The sequence below is a fragment of the Nocardioides sp. J54 genome (genome assembly GCF_000519005.1).
GTDB lineage: Bacteria > Actinomycetota > Actinomycetes > Propionibacteriales > Nocardioidaceae > Nocardioides.
Map to the genome: position 1 here is coordinate 42,656 of NZ_JAER01000027.1, position 16,760 is coordinate 59,415.

Sequence of the window (16,760 nt, forward strand, 5' to 3'; positions counted from 1 at the left end):
CCCGGTGGGGCGCAGGGCGGTCGTGCGAGGATTCCACCCATGCCGAACGCACGTGCGCGCACTGGTGACCACCGGGACCGGATGGCCGAGCTCCACACCGCCATCAACCGCACCGGCTACTACCCCGAGGTCGTCGCCGACGCGGTGACCGATGCCTGTGGCGGGGAGCCGGTGGTGTCCTTCTACGTCCACCACGAGCCGACGTTCGAGCGCGACGAGGTGCGCCGCCACCAGACGGTGGTCGTGCTGACCCCGACCCGGCTCATCCTCGCCCACACCGACGAGCACGCCGGCGACGACCTGCTGCCCGAGCCCTACACCTCGACGTCGACCGAGGCGGTCAGCCTCAGCGCGGTGGCGTCGGTGGTGGTCACCCGGATGACGACCAACCCGACGGCCGGGCCGCGCCCTCCGGCCGAGGCCGTGCTGACCATCGGCTGGGGCGCCGTGAGCCGCGTCGACCTCGAGCCGGCCGGGTGCGACGACCCGCAGTGCGAGGCCGACCACGGCTACACCGGCACCCTGTCCTCCGACGACTTCTCGCTGCGGGTCTCGGCGGCCGCCGACGGCTCGGACGCGGTGGGCGGGCTGCTCTCGTTCGCCGCCTCCCTGTCCGCGCTCACCCGTGGCTGAGCAGGTGGCCGACCCGGGCGCGGAACCGGGGCCGGCGGCCTTCTGCGAGCCGGCGTACGGCGTCCGCTCGCTCGGCGACCTGGTGCCGGCCGCGGCGCACGCGCTCGGCGCCCCGCTCGGCCCGGCACCGTCCGGTCTGGTCCTGCCCGAGGCGGCGTCGTACGTCGTCTTCCTCATCGACGGCCTCGGTGCCCGGCTGCTCGAGCGCTACGCCCACGCGGCGCCGTACCTCTCCTCGCTGCTGGCCACCTCGAGCCCGGCGACGGCCGGGGTCCCGTCGACCACCTCCACGTCCCTGACCTCGCTCGGCACCGGGCTCACGCCCGGCGCGCACGGCCTGGTCGGCTTCACCACCCGGATCCCGGGCACCGACGAGCTGCTCAACGCCCTGCTGTGGGACCACGACGTGGACCCGGCCCAGTGGCAGCCGCACACCACCGCCTTCGCGGCGCTGCAGGCGGCCGGGGTGCGGGTGACCGTCGTCAACAAGCGGGAGTTCAACGGCAGCGGGTTGACCGTCGCCGCGCACCGCGGCGCGGACTACGTCGGCGTCGACAAGGTGGGGGAGCGGATCGCGGCCGTCGTCGCAGCCTCCCGCCCGGGGCCGCGCCAGCCGACCCTCACCTACGTCTACGACGGCGACCTCGACTGGACCGGCCACCGCTGGGGCGTCGCCTCCACCCAGTGGCTCCAGCAGCTCGCGATGATCGACCACGAGGCCGAGCAGCTCCGCGAGGCGCTGCCCGCGGACCGCCGGATGGTCGTCGTCGCCGACCACGGCATGGTCGACGTCGCCGACGGTTCCCGGATCGACGTGTCGGCGCACGACGACCTCCGCTCCGGTGTCGCGATCGTCGGCGGCGAGGCCCGCTTCCGCCACCTCTACTGCACCGGTGGTGCGGTGCCGGACGTCGTGGCGACCTGGCGCGAGGTGGTCGGCCAGCGCGCCGAGGTGCTCACCCGGGCCGAGGCGATCGGCCGCGGCTGGTTCGGCGCCGTGGACCCGTCGGTGCTGCCACGGATCGGCGACGTCGTCGTGGCCTGCCGCGACGACTTCGCCGTGCTCGCCACCGACAGCTTCCCCTACGAGGCGAAGCTGATCGGCATGCACGGCTCGCTCACGCCCGAGGAGATGCTGATCCCGGTCCTCGTCGACTGAATCGACGGGGACCGCGACCGGGTCGGTGGCTCAGGCGAACGGCAGCGGCTCCGGCGACAGGCTGACGGCCCGTGCCCGGGCCGCGGTCATCCGTCGGCGGTGGTGCTGGCGGCAGAGCACCTCGTAGGCGACCTCGACGTCCGCGTCCGCGGGTGCGGCCGGCTCGGAGTCGACGTCGCCGACGACGATCACCTCGCCCTCGGTGACCATGACGCCGTTCTCGGTGCGGGCGTTGTGGGTGGCCCGCTTGCCGCACCAGCACAGCGCCTCGACCTGGAGGACCTCGGTCCGGTCGGCCAGCTCGACCAGCCGTGCCGACCCCGGGAAGAGCCGGGTGCGGAAGTCGGTGAGGATGCCGAAGCAGAAGACGTCGATCTGCAGCTCGTCGACGACCTTCGCGAGCTGGTCGATCTGCTCGGTCGTGTAGAACTGCGCCTCGTCGCAGATGAAGTAGTCGATCCGCGCGCCCTGGGTGAGGGCGTCGACGGTGTAGCGCCAGAAGTCGAAGCCCGGCTCGACCTCCTGCGCCAGCGCGGTCAGGCCGAGCCGCGACGACACCCGGGCCTGGCCGGCGCGGTCGTGCGAGGTGAACAGCCGCCCGGAGCGGCCCCGGGCGGCGTGGTTGTGGTTGGTCTGCAGCGCGAGGGTCGACTTGCCGGCGTCCATGGTCCCGGTACGGAAGATCAGCTCGGCCACGGGCGGCATCCTCTCATCCATCGGATGCGATGGAGAACGCGCCGTGCTCCGCGTGCGAACGCCGTCGTGACCTACGTCCCGCCGCGAGATCGACGGAAAGTGCTGCAAAGAACCGGATGAGGGCGAACACTGGGACGAGTCCGATCTTCCTCAGGAGAGGTGCGGTGGTGATGGGGGATTCCACCAGCCCGGCCCGTCGCTGGCTGTGGCGCACGCTGGGTGTCTTCGGGCTCGTCGCCGCGCTGGCGCTCGTGCTCACGCTGACCGGTGTCACCGGCCGCGGCATCCCGACCGCGACCACCTCCACGACCGACTCCGGTGCCGCCGAGCAGGAGGTCCCGGCCCTCGAGGACGCGCCCGCCGACGTGCCGCCCACGGCCGGGACGCCGCAGCAGGTCGCCCACGTGCCGACCGCGGTCCGTGCGCCCGTCGGCGCGGCCGCGGGCTACGACGGCGCCGTGCTCGACGCGCCGCCCGCGGCCCTGCTGGCCTACCAGCGCGCGGCCTCGATCATCGACGGCGCCGCCGGCTGCAACATCGACTGGCTCGTCCTGGCCGCCATCGGCCGCATCGAGTCCAACCACGGCCAGCGCGAGGACCTCTCCGGCTCGGTGAGCGACACCGGGCTGGTGCGTCCCGCGATCATCGGCACGCCCCAGGACGGCCGGGGTGGGCGCAACAAGGTCAGCGACACCGACGGCGGCAAGCTTGACCGCAACCGGCGCTGGGACGCGCCGGTCGGTCCGCTGGGCCTGCTGCCGGCGACCTGGTCCGCGGTCGCGGTCGACGCCGACAGCGACGCCCGCCGCAACCCCCACGACCTCGACGACGCCGCGCTCGGCCTGAGCGTCCTGCTCTGCTCCTCGCGTGCGGACCTGTCGAAAGAGAAGGAGCTGCGCAAGGCGCTGGCGTCCTTCAACCAGGCCAAGGGGTACGCCGACACCGTGCTCGCCCTCGTCGACCTCTACGCCGAGGAGATGGAGAGCCACGCGCTGGCCGTCGCCCTGCCGATGAGCTACGTGCCCGACGGTGGCCTCGCCGAGCTGTGCGACTGCGGCCGCAAGGACGACGAGGTGGCGCGGTCCGCACGCACGACGCACGCGACCCGGCCCACGGCCCGGCCGGTCCCGCGCTCGGGCCCTGCCGACGCCCGACCGGGTGGTGGCCGCGGCGCGAGCCCGCTGCTGACGGACGACCCGGAGCAGGACCCGAGCGAGGAGCCGGAGCCCACCCCGGAGCCCGAGCTGTCGACGGAGCCCGAGCCGACCCCGGAGCCGGAGCCGACCCCGGAGCCCGAGCCGTCCACCGAGCCGACCGCCGGCCCCGCACCGACCGAGCAGCCCGCACCGGAGGCCGAGGAGCCGGAGGACGAGGCGCCGGAGGACGAGGCGGGCGAGCCCGAACCGTCGACCGAGCCGGACGCACCCGCCGACGAGGAGCCCGTCACTACAGTGACGGAGTGACGACGCACGCCCTGCTCGAGCCGAGCGACCTGCCGCACCAGCTGCCGCCCTTCGCGGAGATCCGCGACGAGGACTACGCGCCTGCGATCGAGGAGGCGATGGCCCGGCAGCTCGCCGCCGTCGCCGCGATCACCGCCGACCCCGAGCCGCCGACCTTCGAGAACACGATCGTCCCGCTCGAGCTCAGCGGGACTGCGCTCTCCCGGGTGATGCGGGTCTTCTACAACAAGGCCAGCGCGGACTCCTCCCCGACCGTCGATGCCGCGCGGGCCGAGCTCGCGCCCCGGCTCGCGGCGCACGCCGACGCCATCCAGCTCGACGCGGCGCTGTGGCAGCGGGTCCAGGCGGTCGCAGCCGACACCAGCGGGCTGGACCCCGAGGCGGCGTACCTCGTCGAGCGGTACGTCGCCGAGCTCCGCCTCGCCGGCGCCGCCCTCGACGAGGACGACAAGGCCCGGCTGCGCGAGCTCAACGGCGAGATCTCCAGCAAGGAGACCGCCTTCGAGCTGGCGCTCCAGGCCGACAGCAACGACCTGGCGCTCGTGGTGGACGACGCCTCCGAGCTCGACGGCCTGACGCCGGGGGAGGTGTCGGCCGCCGCGGCCGCCGCCACCGCCCGCGGCCTCGACGACAGGTACCTGCTCACCCTCGTCCTTCCCACCGCGCACCCGCACCTCGCCGCGCTCACCGACCGGTCCGTGCGCGAGCGGCTGTCGGTGGCCCAGCGCTCGCGCGGCAGCCGCGGCGGCGAGCACGACACCCGGGCCCTGGCGCTGGACATCCTCCGGTTGCGTGCCGAGCGCGCCCGCCTGCTCGGCTTCGACAACCACGCCGCGCTGGTGACCGCGGACAACACCGCCGGCACGCCGGCCGCCGTACGAGCGCTGCTCGAGCAGCTGGCGGCACCGGCCGCCCGCAACGCGCGGCGCGAGCAGGCCGCCCTGTCGGCGAAGGCCGGCTTCGACGTCGAGCCGTGGGACTGGCCGTTCTACGCCGAGCGGGTCCGCGCCGCCGAGCACGACGTCGACCTCGCCGCCCTGCGCCCGTGGTCCGAGGCCGAGCGGGTGCTGCAGGACGGCGTCTTCTTCGCCGCGGGCCGGCTGTTCGGGCTGGCCTTCGCCGAGCGCGACGACCTGGCGGGCTACCACCCGGACGTGCGGGTCTTCGAGGTCACCCGCGACGGCACCCCGGTCGGGCTCTTCCTGCTCGACCTCTACACCCGCGACTCCAAGCGCGGCGGAGCGTGGATGAGCAGCTTCGTCACCCGGTGCGGACTCCTCGGCACCGGGACGTCGGTGGTCGTCAACAACCTGAACGTCCCCAAGCCCGCCGAGGGCGAGGCCACGCTGCTCACGTGGGACGAGACCCGGACCCTCTTCCACGAGTTCGGCCACGCGCTGCACGGGCTCCTCGCGCAGGCGACCTACCCGAAGCTGGCCGGCACCGCGGTGTTCCGCGACTTCGTGGAGTACCCCTCGCAGGTCAACGAGATGTGGCAGCTGTGGCCCGAGGTGCTCGCCAGCTACGCGGTCCATCACGAGACGGGCGCGCCGATCCCGGCCGAGGTCGTCGAACGGCTGCGCGCCGCCGAGACCTTCAACGAGGGCTTCGCGACCAGCGAGTACCTGGCCGCCGCGCTCATCGACCTCGCCTGGCACGAGCTCGGTCCCGACGAGGTGCCGACCGACCCGGAGGCGGTGCCGGCCTTCGAGCAGGAGGTCCTGGCAGCCGTCGGCCTCGACAACCCGGCGGTGCCGCCGCGCTACTCGACGCCGTACTTCGCCCACGCGTTCAGCTCCGGGTACGCCGCCGCCTACTACTCCTACGTGTGGAGCGAGGTCCTCGACGCCGACACCGTGGCCTGGTTCCGCGACAACGGCGGCCTGACGCGGGAGAACGGCGAGGCCTACCTGCGCCACGTCATCGGGATCGGCGGCACCCGCGACCCGCTGGCGTCCTACCTGGAGTGGCGCGGCCGCCCGGCACCGATCGAGCCGCTGCTGGCCCGCCGAGGGCTGGACTGAGCGACGCCGGTGCCGGCCGGACCCGCGGTGCTCAGCGCGGTCGGACGCGCAGCACCACGTCCCGGCCGCCGCCGTTGTCGGTGGTGACCAGCAGGGCCTGGCGTGACGTGGTGACGTCGCGCAGCCGGCCCCAGGTGCGCAGCGCGGCGGGGAAGCGCACCCACTGGCGCACCCCGTTGCGGTCGAGCTGGAGGAACATCAGCCGCTGGTCCTTCAGCACCGCGACGGCGAGGCTGTTGCGGTAGCCGCCCCAGGCGGCGCCGACGACGAAGTCCGCGCCCGACACGGCGATGGTCGGGTCCCCGGAGCGCCACCGGGCGTTGGTCTGCTGCCCGGGCAGGCGCTGGTCGGTCATCGGGACGCTCTCGTCGTAACCCGGCACCGGGTGCCAGCCGTAGTCACGGCCACCACCGAGGCGGTTGACCTCGTCGTCCCGGTACGAGCCGTGCTCGACCTCCCACAGCGTGCGGTCGGCCCGCTGGGCCAGGCCCTGCACGTTGCGGTGGCCGAAGGTGACGACGAGGCGCCGCTTGCCGGTGCGGCCGAACCACGGGTTGCCGCGGGCGGGGGCGCCGGTGAAGCGGTTGACGCGCAGCACCTTGCCGCCCAGCGAGTCGAGGTTGCGCGGGTTGGTGCCGACGGCGGCGTCACCGGTGCCGATCATCAGGGTGCCGTTGCGCGGCACGAGCAGTCGGCAGCCGCCGTGGCGGCCGATGCTGTTGGAGGGCAGCCCGGTCACGAGGTGCTTCACGAGCCGCGCCCGGGTGAGCGCGGCGTCGAGGGTCCAGGCGCTGACGCGGATGTCGTGGCGTCCGGACCCGGTGCGCCAGCCCTGGCAGGTGTAGATGCGCCGGTTCCTGGCGAACGCGGGGTCGACCTCGAGCCCCATCAGGCCGGTCTCGCCCTGCGCCCAGACCCGGGCACTCGGGAAGGCGAGGTTCCGCCTGCCACCGGAGAGGTTCAGCAGGGTGAGGGTGCGCCGCTCCCGCTGGGTGACCAGCAGGTGGCCCGACGGCAGCTGCTTGACCTCCCACGGGTGGTCGAGGCCCTCGGCCAGGACCTCCACCCGCAGCCGCGGCAGCGCAGCCCGGGCCGCCGGCGCCGCACGTCCCGCTCCGGGCGTGGCCGGGTCGACGGCGCTCGAGGCGACGCCGCGGGTGTCCGGTGCCGGCGGGTCACCGGCGTCGGCGCACGCGACCGTCGGGACCAGCAGGACGGCGGCCGCGACGGCGGCGATTCGGGTCCGCATGCCCCGACGGTACGCCGGTGGGCGCACCGCCGGGGGCAGTCACGGATGAGCGGGGGATCGGCGGGGGGATCAGCGGGGGATCAGAAGGTGTGCTCGGCGGCGGGGAAGCTGCCGTCCTTGACCTCGGCGTCGTAGGTCCGCGCCGCGTCGAGGAGCACCGAGCGCAGGTCGGCGTACTGCTTGACGAAGCGGGGCATGCGGCCGGTGCGCAGGCCGAAGGCGTCCTGCCACACGAGGACCTGGCCGTCGCACTGGTTGCCGGCGCCGATGCCGATGGTCGGGATGGTGAGCTTCGCGGTCACCTCGGCCGCGACGTCGCCGGGCACCATCTCCATGACGACCGCGAACGCGCCCGCCTCCTGCACCGCCTCGGCGTCGCGCAGCACCCGCTCCGCGGCGTCGCCACGGCCCTGCACCCGGTAGCCGCCGAGCGCGTGCTCGGACTGCGGGGTGAAGCCGATGTGCGCCATGACGGGGATCCCGCCGCGCGTCATCCGCTCGATCTGCGGCACCATCTCGACGCCGCCCTCGAGCTTCACGCAGTGCGCGCCGCCCTCCTTCATGAACCGCGCGGCGGTGAGGTAGCCCTGCTCGGGCGAGGCCTGGTAGCTGCCGAACGGCAGGTCGCCGACCACGAGCGCGCGCGTCACGGAGCGGCTGACCGCCCGGGTCAGCGGCAGCAGCTCGTCGACCGTCACCGGGATCGACGTGCTGTTGCCGAGCACGTTGTTGGAGGCGCTGTCGCCGACGAGCAGCACCTCGATGCCGGCCTCGTCGAAGACCTGCGCGGTCAGCTGGTCGTAGCTGGTGAGCATCGAGAAGCGCTCGCCGCGCTCCTTCATCTCACGCAGGTGGTGCGTGCGGACCCGCTTGATCGGGGTGGGGGAGGCTGCGGGCGCGGTGTCGCCACCGTAGGGGGCGGTCTCCTCGGGGGTGCTGCTCATCGTCGAGCTCCGTTCATTCGTGACTCGCGGCCCGCCGCTGCGGGTCCACGTTCGTGAAGGACAACCACGAGGCTAGTCCGCACCATGCTCCGAGCGCGCTGTGTGCCTCATCACGGCGCCTCGTTGTCCGCGCGAGCGCGTCGCGGTCGCCTCCGGTAGGTGGCGGACTCCCGGTGGTTGAGGTGCGACGAGCGCTAGCGAGGAGCCTCGAAACCTCCGGGCCTGTCGGGCGGGTTGTGGTGGGCACAGTCCGGCGCAGCGGGCCGCTGCTGGTTTCGAGGCTCGGCGCTGGGGCGCCTCACACCTCAACCAGCGGCGGTGGACGTGCTGAACGACGCCTCGCACCTCAACCAGCGGCGGTGGACGTGCTGAACGACGCCTCGCACCTCCACCACCGGCGGGTGGGCTCGGCGGTGGGGTCAACTGCTGGCGGCGGGGGACGCGGCGTCGGCGGCGGCCTCGAGGTCGCGCACGACGAGGCGGCGCATCCCCAGCATCGCCCGGGTCGCCGCCTCCCGGCGAGCCCGGTCCGGGTCCGTGACCAGCTCGTAGAGGCGGGCGGGGACCACCTGCCAGGAGAGGCCGTAGCGGTCGCGGAGCCAGCCGCAGGCGGACTCCTCGCCGCCGTCGACCAGGGAGTCCCAGTAGTAGTCGACCTCGGTCTGGTCGGCGCAGGTCACCGCGAAGGAGACCGCCTCGGAGAAGCGGAGGTCCGGGCCGCCGTTGATGGCGCGGAAGGTGAGCCCGTCGAGCGTGAACTCGCCGACCAGCGGGGTCAGGTGACCGATCGAGGAGCTCGGGAAGATCGAGGTGTAGAACCGGACTGCCTCCTCCAGCTGGTCGTCGAACCAGAGGCAGGGCTGGATCCGGGTGCTCACGATGCTCATGCCGGGGGAGACCGGGCCCGGGCGCCGTACTCATCGCGCAGCCCGCCGGCGACCGGTCCCTAGACTCCGGTCGTGGACTTCTACTCCGCCTACGCCCACGGCTTCGCCCGCGTCGCGGCGGTGACCTTGCCGGTCGCCATCGCCGACCCCGCCACCAACGCCGCCCGCACCCTCGAGCAGGCGCGCGCCTGCCACGACGACGGCGTCGCGGTCGCGGTCTTCCCGGAGCTGGGCCTGACCGGGTACGCCGTCGACGACCTCTTCCTCCAGGACACGCTGCTCGAGGCGGTGCAGGCCGCCCTCGGCGAGCTGGTCGAGGCCTCGCGCGAGCTGCGGCCGGTGCTCGTGGTCGGCGCGCCGCTGCGCAAGGGCAACCGGGTGTTCAACTGCGGCGTCGTCATCCACCGCGGGTCGGTGCTCGGCGTCGCGCCGAAGTCCTTCCTGCCGACCTACCGCGAGTTCTACGAGGCGCGCTGGTTCGCCTCCGGCGAGGACCAGCGTGGGGAGCGGATCGTCGTCGGCGGCGCCGAGGTGCCCTTCGGCCCGGACCTGCTGTTCCGTGCCGCCGACCTGCCGGGGCTGACGCTGCACGTCGAGATCTGCGAGGACATGTGGGTGCCGGTCCCGCCGAGCGCCCACGCCGCGCTCGCCGGCGCGACCGTGCTGGCCAACCTGTCCGGCAGCCCGATCACCGTCGCCCGCGCCGAGGACCGCCACCTGCTGGCCCGCAGCGCGAGCGCGCGCTGCAACGCGGCCTACGTGTACGCCGCTGCCGGGCAGGGCGAGTCGACCACGGACCTGTCCTGGGACGGGCAGACGATGGTCTACGAGATGGGTGACCTGCTCGGCGAGAGCGAGCGCTTCCCGGACGGGCCGCGCCGCACGGTCGTCGACGTCGACCTCGACCGGCTGCGCCAGGAGCGGATGCGCCAGGGCACCTTCGACGACAACCGGCGCGCGGCCGGCATCGCCGAGGGTGACTTCGACGTCGTCGAGTTCGACCTCGAGCCGCCGACAGGCGACATCGGGCTGCGGCGCAAGATCGACCGCTACCCGTTCGTGCCCGACGACCCGGCCCGGCTCGCCCAGGACTGCTACGAGGCCTACAACATCCAGGTCTCCGGGCTGGAGCAGCGGCTCGCCGCGATCGGGCAGCCGAAGGTGGTCATCGGCGTCAGCGGTGGACTGGACTCCACGCACGCCCTGATCGTCGCGGCGAAGGCGATGGACCGGCTCGGCCGCCCGCGCAGCGACATCCACGCCTTCACCATGCCGGGGTTCGCGACCGGCGAGACCACGAAGTCCTACGCCACCCGGCTCTCGCAGGCGCTCGGCTGCACCTTCGAGGAGCTCGACATCCGCCCGGCCGCGCGGACCATGCTCGAGGGCCTCGGGCACCCGTTCTCCGGCGGCGAGCCGGTCTACGACGTCACCTTCGAGAACGTGCAGGCCGGCCTGCGCACCGACTACCTGTTCCGGCTGGCCAACCACCGCGGCGGCATCGTGCTCGGCACCGGTGACCTGTCCGAGCTGGCGCTGGGCTGGTGCACCTACGGCGTGGGCGACCAGATGTCGCACTACAACGTCAACGCCGGCGTGCCGAAGACGCTGATCCAGCACCTGATCCGGTGGGTCATCGACTCCGACCAGCTGCACGACGGGCACTACGACGACGATGCGGACAAGGTGCTGCAGGAGATCCTCGACCAGGAGATCACCCCCGAGCTGATCCCCGGCGGCGAGCAGCGGACCGAGGACTCCGTCGGCCCCTACGCCCTGCAGGACTTCACGCTGCACCACGTCATCCGCCGCGGCTACCGACCCAGCAAGATCGCCTTCCTCGCCTGGCACGCGTGGCGGGACGCGGAGACGGGGGAATGGCCCCCGGGTTTCCCGGAGGAGCGGCGCTCGTCGTACGACCTCGCGACGATCCGGCGGTGGCTCGAGGTGTTCGTGCGGCGCTTCTTCAGCAGCCAGTTCAAGCGGTCGGCGCTGCCGAACGGGCCGAAGGTCAGCCCCGGCGGCACCATGTCACCGCGCGGCGACTGGCGGATGCCGTCGGACGCCAGTGCGGCCGCCTGGCTGGCCGAGCTGGCCAACGTGCCGGAGGCCTGAGCTCGCCCTGCCCGGGGACCCGCAGCAGCGCCGGCCCGACCGCGGGTGCGGCCGGACCGACGCCGGCGGGGTCCCTCGACCGGTCAGCCGAGCGGCGTCGCGGTGAGCGTCGCCTCGGACACCTTGATCTCGCCGGAGCGGGCCGTGCCCTGCTGCCCGTCGTAGCCGAACGCCAGCAGGCCGACCCGGGTCGGCGCGTCCAGCGTGATCACGGTCGAGCCGCTGACCGAGATGTGCCGGTCGGCCGCCGTGGGCATCAGTGCGTTGGGGCTGATCGAGCCCTCGCCGTTCTGCCACTGGAAGGCGCCGTCGCCGCTCTTGTCGAGCCACAGCGACAGCTGCGGGTAGACGTCGACGTCCGGGTCCTGTGCTGCCACGTCGCTGAGGAACGCGCCGTCGACCGTGACCAGGTAGGTGCCGGCCGGCAGCTCGAAGCCCAGGTCGAGGTCGGTGTTGTTGGCGTTGATCGGGCCGCCGATCTTGTCCACGACCACGGGCGCGTCGAGCGTGGCGACCTCGACGCCGGTGACGCCCTCGGGCACAGCCGGGGCGGCGCCGGTGAGCGCGTCCTTCGCAGCCTGGCTCAGGTCGGCCAGCCGGACGGCGCCGTCCTTGATGTCGGCGCTGGTGACGGAGCCGTTGCGGAGGTCGGCGCCGGTGATGCTGCCGTCGCGGACGTCGCCCCCCACGAGCGAGCCGTCCTTGACGTCGATGCTGCGGATCGTGCCGTTCTGGATCTGCGCGGAGGTGATGAGCTTCGCCGCGGTGGCGCCGGTGGCGCCCAGGGTGACCAGGATCGCGCTGCCGACGGCAACGGCAGCGACCCGGCTCGAGAAGTTGGACATCGTCGTCCCCTTCGATGGTGGTGTCGGGACCTCGCTCGGCCGGGTCCCCGGCCGGGGCCCACGGGGGCCCGGGAGGTCGGTCGCGGGAGCAACCGGGCACCACCGTCGCCGCAGGGTCCGACACAAATCGGCGCCACGGGGGAATCCCGCGTCCACGCCGCTGCGGCTGCCCCCTAGGCTGCAGCCATGGGCAAGCAGGAAGACTTCGTTCTCCGGGCGCTCGAGGAGCGTGACGTCCGGTTCGTGCGGCTGTGGTTCACCGACGTGCTCGGGTTCCTGAAGTCGGTCGCGGTGGCGCCCGCCGAGCTCGAGGGCGCCTTCTCCGAGGGCATCGGCTTCGACGGCTCCGCCATCGAGGGCTTCGCCCGCGTCTACGAGGCCGACATGCTCGCCCTCCCGGACCCCACGACCTTCCAGATCCTGCCGTGGCGCAGCGCCGAGGGACCGGCCACCGCCCGCATGTTCTGCGACATCGTGATGCCGGACGGATCGGCGTCGTACGCCGACCCGCGCAACGTCCTCAAGCGCACCCTCGGCAAGGCGGCGGAGCAGGGCTTCACGTTCTACACGCACCCCGAGATCGAGTTCTACCTGTTCAAGGACGAGCCTCAGCCCGGCCAGGAGCCGGTGCCCATGGACCGCAGCGGGTACTTCGACCACGCGGCGCACTCGCACGGCTCGGACTTCCGCCGCGAGGCGATCACCATGCTGGAGGCGATGGGCATCTCGGTGGAGTTCAGCCACCACGAGGCCGGCCCGGGCCAGCAGGAGATCGACCTGCGCTACGCCGACGCGCTGACCACGGCCGACAACATCATGACCTTCCGCACGGTCATCCGCGAGGTCGCGCTGAGCCAGGGCCTGTGGGCGACCTTCATGCCGAAGCCGTTCACGACCCACCCCGGGTCGGGCATGCACACGCACCTCTCGCTCTTCGAGGGCGACCAGAACGCCTTCTACGAGGCGGGCGCCGAGTACCAGCTGTCGAAGACCGGCCGCCAGTTCATCGCGGGCATCCTCAGGCACGCCAGCGAGATCAGCGTCGTCACCAACCAGTGGGTCAACTCCTACAAGCGGATGATGTTCGGCGGCGAGGCGCCGTCGTACATCTGCTGGGGCCACAACAACCGCTCGGCGATGGTCCGGGTGCCGATGTACAAGCCGATGAAGGGCCAGTCCACGCGCGTCGAGCTGCGCACGATCGACTCCGCCTGCAACCCCTACCTCGCGTACGCCGCGGTGCTGGCCGCGGGCCTCAAGGGCATCGAGGAGGGCTACGAGCTGCCCCGCGAGGCCGAGGACGACGTGTGGGCACTCACCGAGCGCGAGCGCCGCAGCCTCGGCATCGAGCCGCTGCCGCGCAACCTCAACGAGGCCATCGGCATCGCCGAGCACTCCGAGCTGCTCGCCGAGACGCTGGGGGAGCAGGTCTTCGACTTCTTCCTCCGCAACAAGCGGGCCGAGTGGGACGAGTACCGCGGACAGGTCTCCGTCTTCGAGCGCGACAGCATGTTGCCTGTCCTGTGAGATGACCCGGGCCAGCCGATGAACGGCGCCAGCCGATGAACCGCGCCAGCCAGCGCACCGAGCTGCTGCGGCTCGGCTTCGTCGACCTCGACCGGGCGCAGGAGCACCTGGCCGAGCTCGGCGCGATCGGCGTCGACCTGCTGGCCTACCTCGGGCGCACGGCCGACCCGGACGCCGCACTGCACGGCCTGTGCCGGCTGGTGGACGCGGCCGAGGACGCCGAGGACCTGCTGGCCGCCCTCGCCGACGACGAGGGCACCGCGATGCGGCTGCTCGGCGTGCTTGGTGCCAGCGCGGCGCTCGCCGACCACCTGGCCACCCACCCGGAGCACTGGCGGGAGCTGACCGACTCGCGGCTCGGGTGCACGCGCCCGGCCGCCTGGGCGATGCGGGCCGGGCTGCTCGAGGCGGTCACCGGCAAGCCCGACCGCGAGGCCGTCGACGCCCTGCGGGTCGAGTACCGCCGCCAGCTGCTCCGCCTCGCGGCGCGCGACCTGACCCACCACCTCGGTGTCGACGACGCCGCTGCCGAGCTCTCCGACCTGGCCGGCGGCGTCCTCGAGGCCGCGCTGGCCGTGGCCCGCGCCCGGCTCGGCGAGGCCGCCGACGACACCCGCCTGGCGGTCATCGCGATGGGCAAGTGCGGCGGCCACGAGCTCAACTACGTCTCCGACGTCGACGTGGTCTTCGTGCACGAGGGCGACGAGCGGGTGGCCGCCCGGCTGGCGGCGCAGCTGATGCAGGTCTGCTCCGACCACACCGCCGAGGGCACGATCTGGCCGGTCGACGCCAACCTGCGGCCCGAGGGCAAGAACGGTCCGCTCAGCCGCACGCTGGCCAGCCACCAGGGCTACTACGAGCGCTGGGCGGAGATGTGGGAGTTCCAGGCGCTGCTCAAGGCGCGGCCCGTCGCCGGGGACCTCGAGCTCGGCCAGGCCTTCGTCGACATGGTCAGCCCGATGGTCTGGTCGGCCGCGGACCGCGAGGGCTTCGTCGAGGCGGCCCGCGCGATGCGGCGCCGGGTGCTCGACCACATCCCGGCCCGCGAGGCCGACCGCCAGCTCAAGCTCGGCGCCGGCGGCCTGCGGGACGTCGAGTTCGCCGTCCAGCTGCTGCAGCTGGTGCACGGACGCGCCGACGAGCGGATCCGCCCGCCCACGACGCTCAGCGCGCTGGCCCGGCTCACCGAGGGCGGGTACGTCGGTCGCGAGGACGGCGAGTCCCTGCACCGCGCCTACGCCTTCCTGCGCACCCTCGAGCACCGCATCCAGCTCCACCGGCTGCAGCGCACGCACGTCGTACCCTCCGACGACGCGGCGCTGCGCCGCCTGGGCCGCAGCCTCGGCTTCCTCAAGGAGTCGGAGAAGCGGCTCGACGAGACCTGGCAGGGCCACCGCCGTGAGGTGAGCCGCCTGCACCAGAAGATCTTCTACCGGCCGCTGCTCAGCGCCGTCGCGCGGATGGGCGCCGACGAGGTGCGCCTCTCCCCGGAGGCTGCCGGCGCCCGGCTCGCCGCGCTCGGGTACGCCGACCCGCAGGCCGCGCTGCGCAACCTGCAGGCGCTGACCACGGGCGTCAGCCGGACGGCCGCGATCCAGCGCACGCTGCTGCCCGCGATGCTGCAGTGGTTCGCCGAGGCCCCCGACCCCGACGGGGGCCTGTTCGGCTTCCGGCGGATCAGCGAGGCCCTGGGCAGCACGCCGTGGTACCTCTCCACGCTGCGCGACGAGGGGGAGGTCGCCGAGCGGCTCGCCCACCTGCTCGCGACCTCGCGCTACTGCACCGACCTCCTCGAGCGCGAGCCTGCCGGGGTCAAGCTGCTCGCCGGCGACCTCGCCCCGCTGACGGCCGAGGCGATGACCGAGGAGATGCTCGCGACCGGCCGCCGCCAGGAAGGACTGGAGAAGGGCGTCCGCGCGGTGCGTGCCGTCCGGCGCCGCGAGCTGCTGCGGATCGCGGCCGCCGACGTGCTCGGCCTGATCGACGTCGCCGACGTCGGCTTCGCGCTCACCCGGCTCACCGACGCCACCCTCGCGGCGACCCTCGAGGGCACGATCGAGGCGACGGCCCGCACCCGCGGGCTCGACGAGCCGCCGACCCGGATGGCGATCGTCGCGATGGGCCGGTACGGCGGCTTCGAGCTCTCCTACGGCAGCGACGCCGACGTGCTCTTCGTCCACGAGCCGGTCGAGGGCGTCGACAGCCACGAGGCCGCCACCTTCGCCCGCGTCGTCGCCGAGGAGGTGCGTCGCGTGCTCGGTGCCCCCGGCCCGGACCCGGCGCTCGTGGTCGACGCCGACCTGCGTCCGGAGGGTCGGCAGGGCCCGCTGGTGCGCACCCTCGACGCCTACGCCGCCTACTACGCCAAGTGGTCGCACGTGTGGGAGGCACAGGCCCTGCTCCGCGCCGACGCCGTCGTCGGTGACCCCGGCCTGCGGGAGCGGTTCACCGCCATGGTCGACCCGCTGCGCTACCCGCAGGGCGGGCTGTCGGCGGATGACATCGTCGAGGTGCGCCGGATCAAGGCGCGCGTGGACAAGGAGCGGCTGCCGCGCGGCGCCGACCCCGCGCTGCACCTCAAGCTCGGCCGCGGGGGACTGGCCGACATCGAGTGGACCATCCAGCTGCTGCAGCTGCGGCACGGCGCCGAGGTCCCCGGGCTGCGCACCGCCCAGACCCTCGCCGCGCTCGAGGCGGCGGCCGAGGCGGACCTCATCACCCGCGAGGACGCCCAGACCCTCGCCACCTCCTGGCGGATGGTCACCCGCGTGCGCAACGCGATGGTCCTGGCCCGCGGCCGGGGCAGCGACCAGTTCCCGCGCGGCACCCTCGAGCGCCGGTCGGTCGCCGGGATCCTCGGCTACCAGACCGACGAGACCGACCGCCTGCTCGACGACTACCTCCGCACCACCCGCCACGCCCGCGCCGTCGTCGACCGGGTGTTCTGGGAGTAGCGCGAGCGCGTCGCCTCCTCGCGCCCGGTCGAGGGCCGACGAGCGCCAGCGAGGAGCGAGCCCCGGTGGTTGAGGTGCGACGAGCGCCAGCGAGGAGCCTCGAAACCTCCGGGCCTGTCGGGCGGACTGTCGTGGGCACAGTCCGGTGCACCATGGCCGGTGGTTTCGAGGCTCGGCGCTGGGGCGCCTCGCACCTCAACCGCCGGCGGAGGGCTCGGCGCTGGGGCGCCTCGCACCTCAACCGCCGGCGGAGGGCTCGGCGCT

Annotated in this window: 12 protein-coding genes; 7 read left to right on the forward strand and 5 right to left on the reverse strand. The window is 73.5% G+C overall.

Going from position 1 to position 16,760, the window contains the following annotated elements:
- The first annotated feature begins 39 nt into the window (after positions 1-39).
- Both NOCJ54_RS0116155 and NOCJ54_RS0116160 read left to right on the forward strand, forming a co-directional pair.
- A complete protein-coding gene (locus NOCJ54_RS0116155) occupies positions 40-633 on the forward strand; it encodes a DUF5998 family protein (RefSeq protein WP_232221809.1) in 594 nt (197 codons plus the stop codon).
- Positions 626-1,792, forward strand: a complete 1,167-nt coding sequence (locus NOCJ54_RS0116160) for an alkaline phosphatase family protein (protein ID WP_232221810.1) — start codon at positions 626-628, stop codon at positions 1,790-1,792. The genes NOCJ54_RS0116155 and NOCJ54_RS0116160 overlap by 8 nt, the downstream gene beginning before the upstream one ends.
- Before the next feature lie 30 nt (positions 1,793-1,822).
- Here the strand turns inward: NOCJ54_RS0116160 and NOCJ54_RS0116165 are convergent, their stop codons facing one another.
- Complete coding sequence (locus NOCJ54_RS0116165) at positions 1,823-2,488, reverse strand: thymidine kinase (RefSeq protein ID WP_028656319.1); 666 nt, start codon at positions 2,486-2,488, stop codon at positions 1,823-1,825.
- Between the two features lie 170 nt (positions 2,489-2,658).
- Between NOCJ54_RS0116165 and NOCJ54_RS28440 the strand changes: the two genes are divergently transcribed.
- Both NOCJ54_RS28440 and NOCJ54_RS0116175 read left to right on the forward strand, forming a co-directional pair.
- On the forward strand, positions 2,659-3,951 hold the full coding sequence (locus NOCJ54_RS28440; RefSeq protein WP_157514933.1) for a hypothetical protein: 1,293 nt from the start codon (positions 2,659-2,661) through the stop codon (positions 3,949-3,951).
- A complete protein-coding gene (locus tag NOCJ54_RS0116175; protein ID WP_028656321.1) occupies positions 3,948-5,975 on the forward strand; it encodes a M3 family metallopeptidase in 2,028 nt (675 codons plus the stop codon). The genes NOCJ54_RS28440 and NOCJ54_RS0116175 overlap by 4 nt, the downstream gene beginning before the upstream one ends.
- Positions 5,976-6,006: 31 nt before the next feature.
- Here NOCJ54_RS0116175 and NOCJ54_RS0116180 read toward each other — a convergent pair whose 3' ends face one another.
- The 3 genes from NOCJ54_RS0116180 to NOCJ54_RS0116190 all read right to left on the reverse strand — a co-directional run bounded on the left by NOCJ54_RS0116180 (position 6,007) and on the right by NOCJ54_RS0116190 (position 9,055).
- Positions 6,007-7,224 carry a PQQ-dependent sugar dehydrogenase gene (locus tag NOCJ54_RS0116180; RefSeq protein WP_028656322.1) on the reverse strand — a complete coding sequence of 406 codons (1,218 nt, stop codon included), beginning with the start codon at positions 7,222-7,224 and terminating at the stop codon, positions 6,007-6,009.
- An 80-nt stretch (positions 7,225-7,304) separates the two neighbouring features.
- Complete coding sequence (gene panB / locus NOCJ54_RS0116185) at positions 7,305-8,168, reverse strand: 3-methyl-2-oxobutanoate hydroxymethyltransferase (protein ID WP_028656323.1); 864 nt, start codon at positions 8,166-8,168, stop codon at positions 7,305-7,307.
- A 419-nt stretch (positions 8,169-8,587) separates the two neighbouring features.
- The gene (locus tag NOCJ54_RS0116190) at positions 8,588-9,055 is read right to left on the reverse strand and encodes a VOC family protein (RefSeq protein ID WP_028656324.1); all 468 of its coding nucleotides are present in this window, start codon (positions 9,053-9,055) and stop codon (positions 8,588-8,590) included.
- 72 nt (positions 9,056-9,127) lie between these two features.
- Between NOCJ54_RS0116190 and NOCJ54_RS0116195 the strand changes: the two genes are divergently transcribed.
- A complete protein-coding gene (locus NOCJ54_RS0116195; protein WP_028656325.1) occupies positions 9,128-11,170 on the forward strand; it encodes an NAD(+) synthase in 2,043 nt (680 codons plus the stop codon).
- An 83-nt stretch (positions 11,171-11,253) separates the two neighbouring features.
- On the opposite strand, the gene NOCJ54_RS0116200 is transcribed toward NOCJ54_RS0116195, so the two are convergent.
- Entirely contained in the window at positions 11,254-12,015 is a 762-nt protein-coding gene (locus NOCJ54_RS0116200; RefSeq protein WP_028656326.1) for a hypothetical protein, read from the reverse strand.
- A 186-nt stretch (positions 12,016-12,201) separates the two neighbouring features.
- Here NOCJ54_RS0116200 and NOCJ54_RS0116205 point away from each other — a divergent pair, with 186 nt between their 5' ends.
- Both NOCJ54_RS0116205 and NOCJ54_RS0116210 read left to right on the forward strand, forming a co-directional pair.
- Positions 12,202-13,542 carry a glutamine synthetase family protein gene (locus NOCJ54_RS0116205; RefSeq protein WP_028656327.1) on the forward strand — a complete coding sequence of 447 codons (1,341 nt, stop codon included), beginning with the start codon at positions 12,202-12,204 and terminating at the stop codon, positions 13,540-13,542.
- A gap of 35 nt (positions 13,543-13,577) precedes the next feature.
- On the forward strand, positions 13,578-16,496 hold the full coding sequence (locus NOCJ54_RS0116210; RefSeq protein ID WP_028656328.1) for a bifunctional [glutamine synthetase] adenylyltransferase/[glutamine synthetase]-adenylyl-L-tyrosine phosphorylase: 2,919 nt from the start codon (positions 13,578-13,580) through the stop codon (positions 16,494-16,496).
- Positions 16,497-16,760: the final 264 nt, after the last annotated feature.

Coding starts and splice junctions, on each gene's coding strand:
- NOCJ54_RS0116180 (WP_028656322.1), bottom strand. CDS start 7,224: ATGCGGACCCGAATCGCCGCCGTCGCGGCCGCCGTCCTGCTGGTCCCG.
- NOCJ54_RS0116200 (WP_028656326.1), bottom strand. CDS start 12,015: ATGTCCAACTTCTCGAGCCGGGTCGCTGCCGTTGCCGTCGGCAGCGCG.
- NOCJ54_RS0116155 (WP_232221809.1), top strand. CDS start 40: ATGCCGAACGCACGTGCGCGCACTGGTGACCACCGGGACCGGATGGCC.
- NOCJ54_RS0116210 (WP_028656328.1), top strand. CDS start 13,578: ATGAACCGCGCCAGCCAGCGCACCGAGCTGCTGCGGCTCGGCTTCGTC.
- NOCJ54_RS28440 (WP_157514933.1), top strand. CDS start 2,659: ATGGGGGATTCCACCAGCCCGGCCCGTCGCTGGCTGTGGCGCACGCTG.
- NOCJ54_RS0116205 (WP_028656327.1), top strand. CDS start 12,202: ATGGGCAAGCAGGAAGACTTCGTTCTCCGGGCGCTCGAGGAGCGTGAC.
- NOCJ54_RS0116190 (WP_028656324.1), bottom strand. CDS start 9,055: ATGAGCATCGTGAGCACCCGGATCCAGCCCTGCCTCTGGTTCGACGAC.
- panB (WP_028656323.1), bottom strand. CDS start 8,168: ATGAGCAGCACCCCCGAGGAGACCGCCCCCTACGGTGGCGACACCGCG.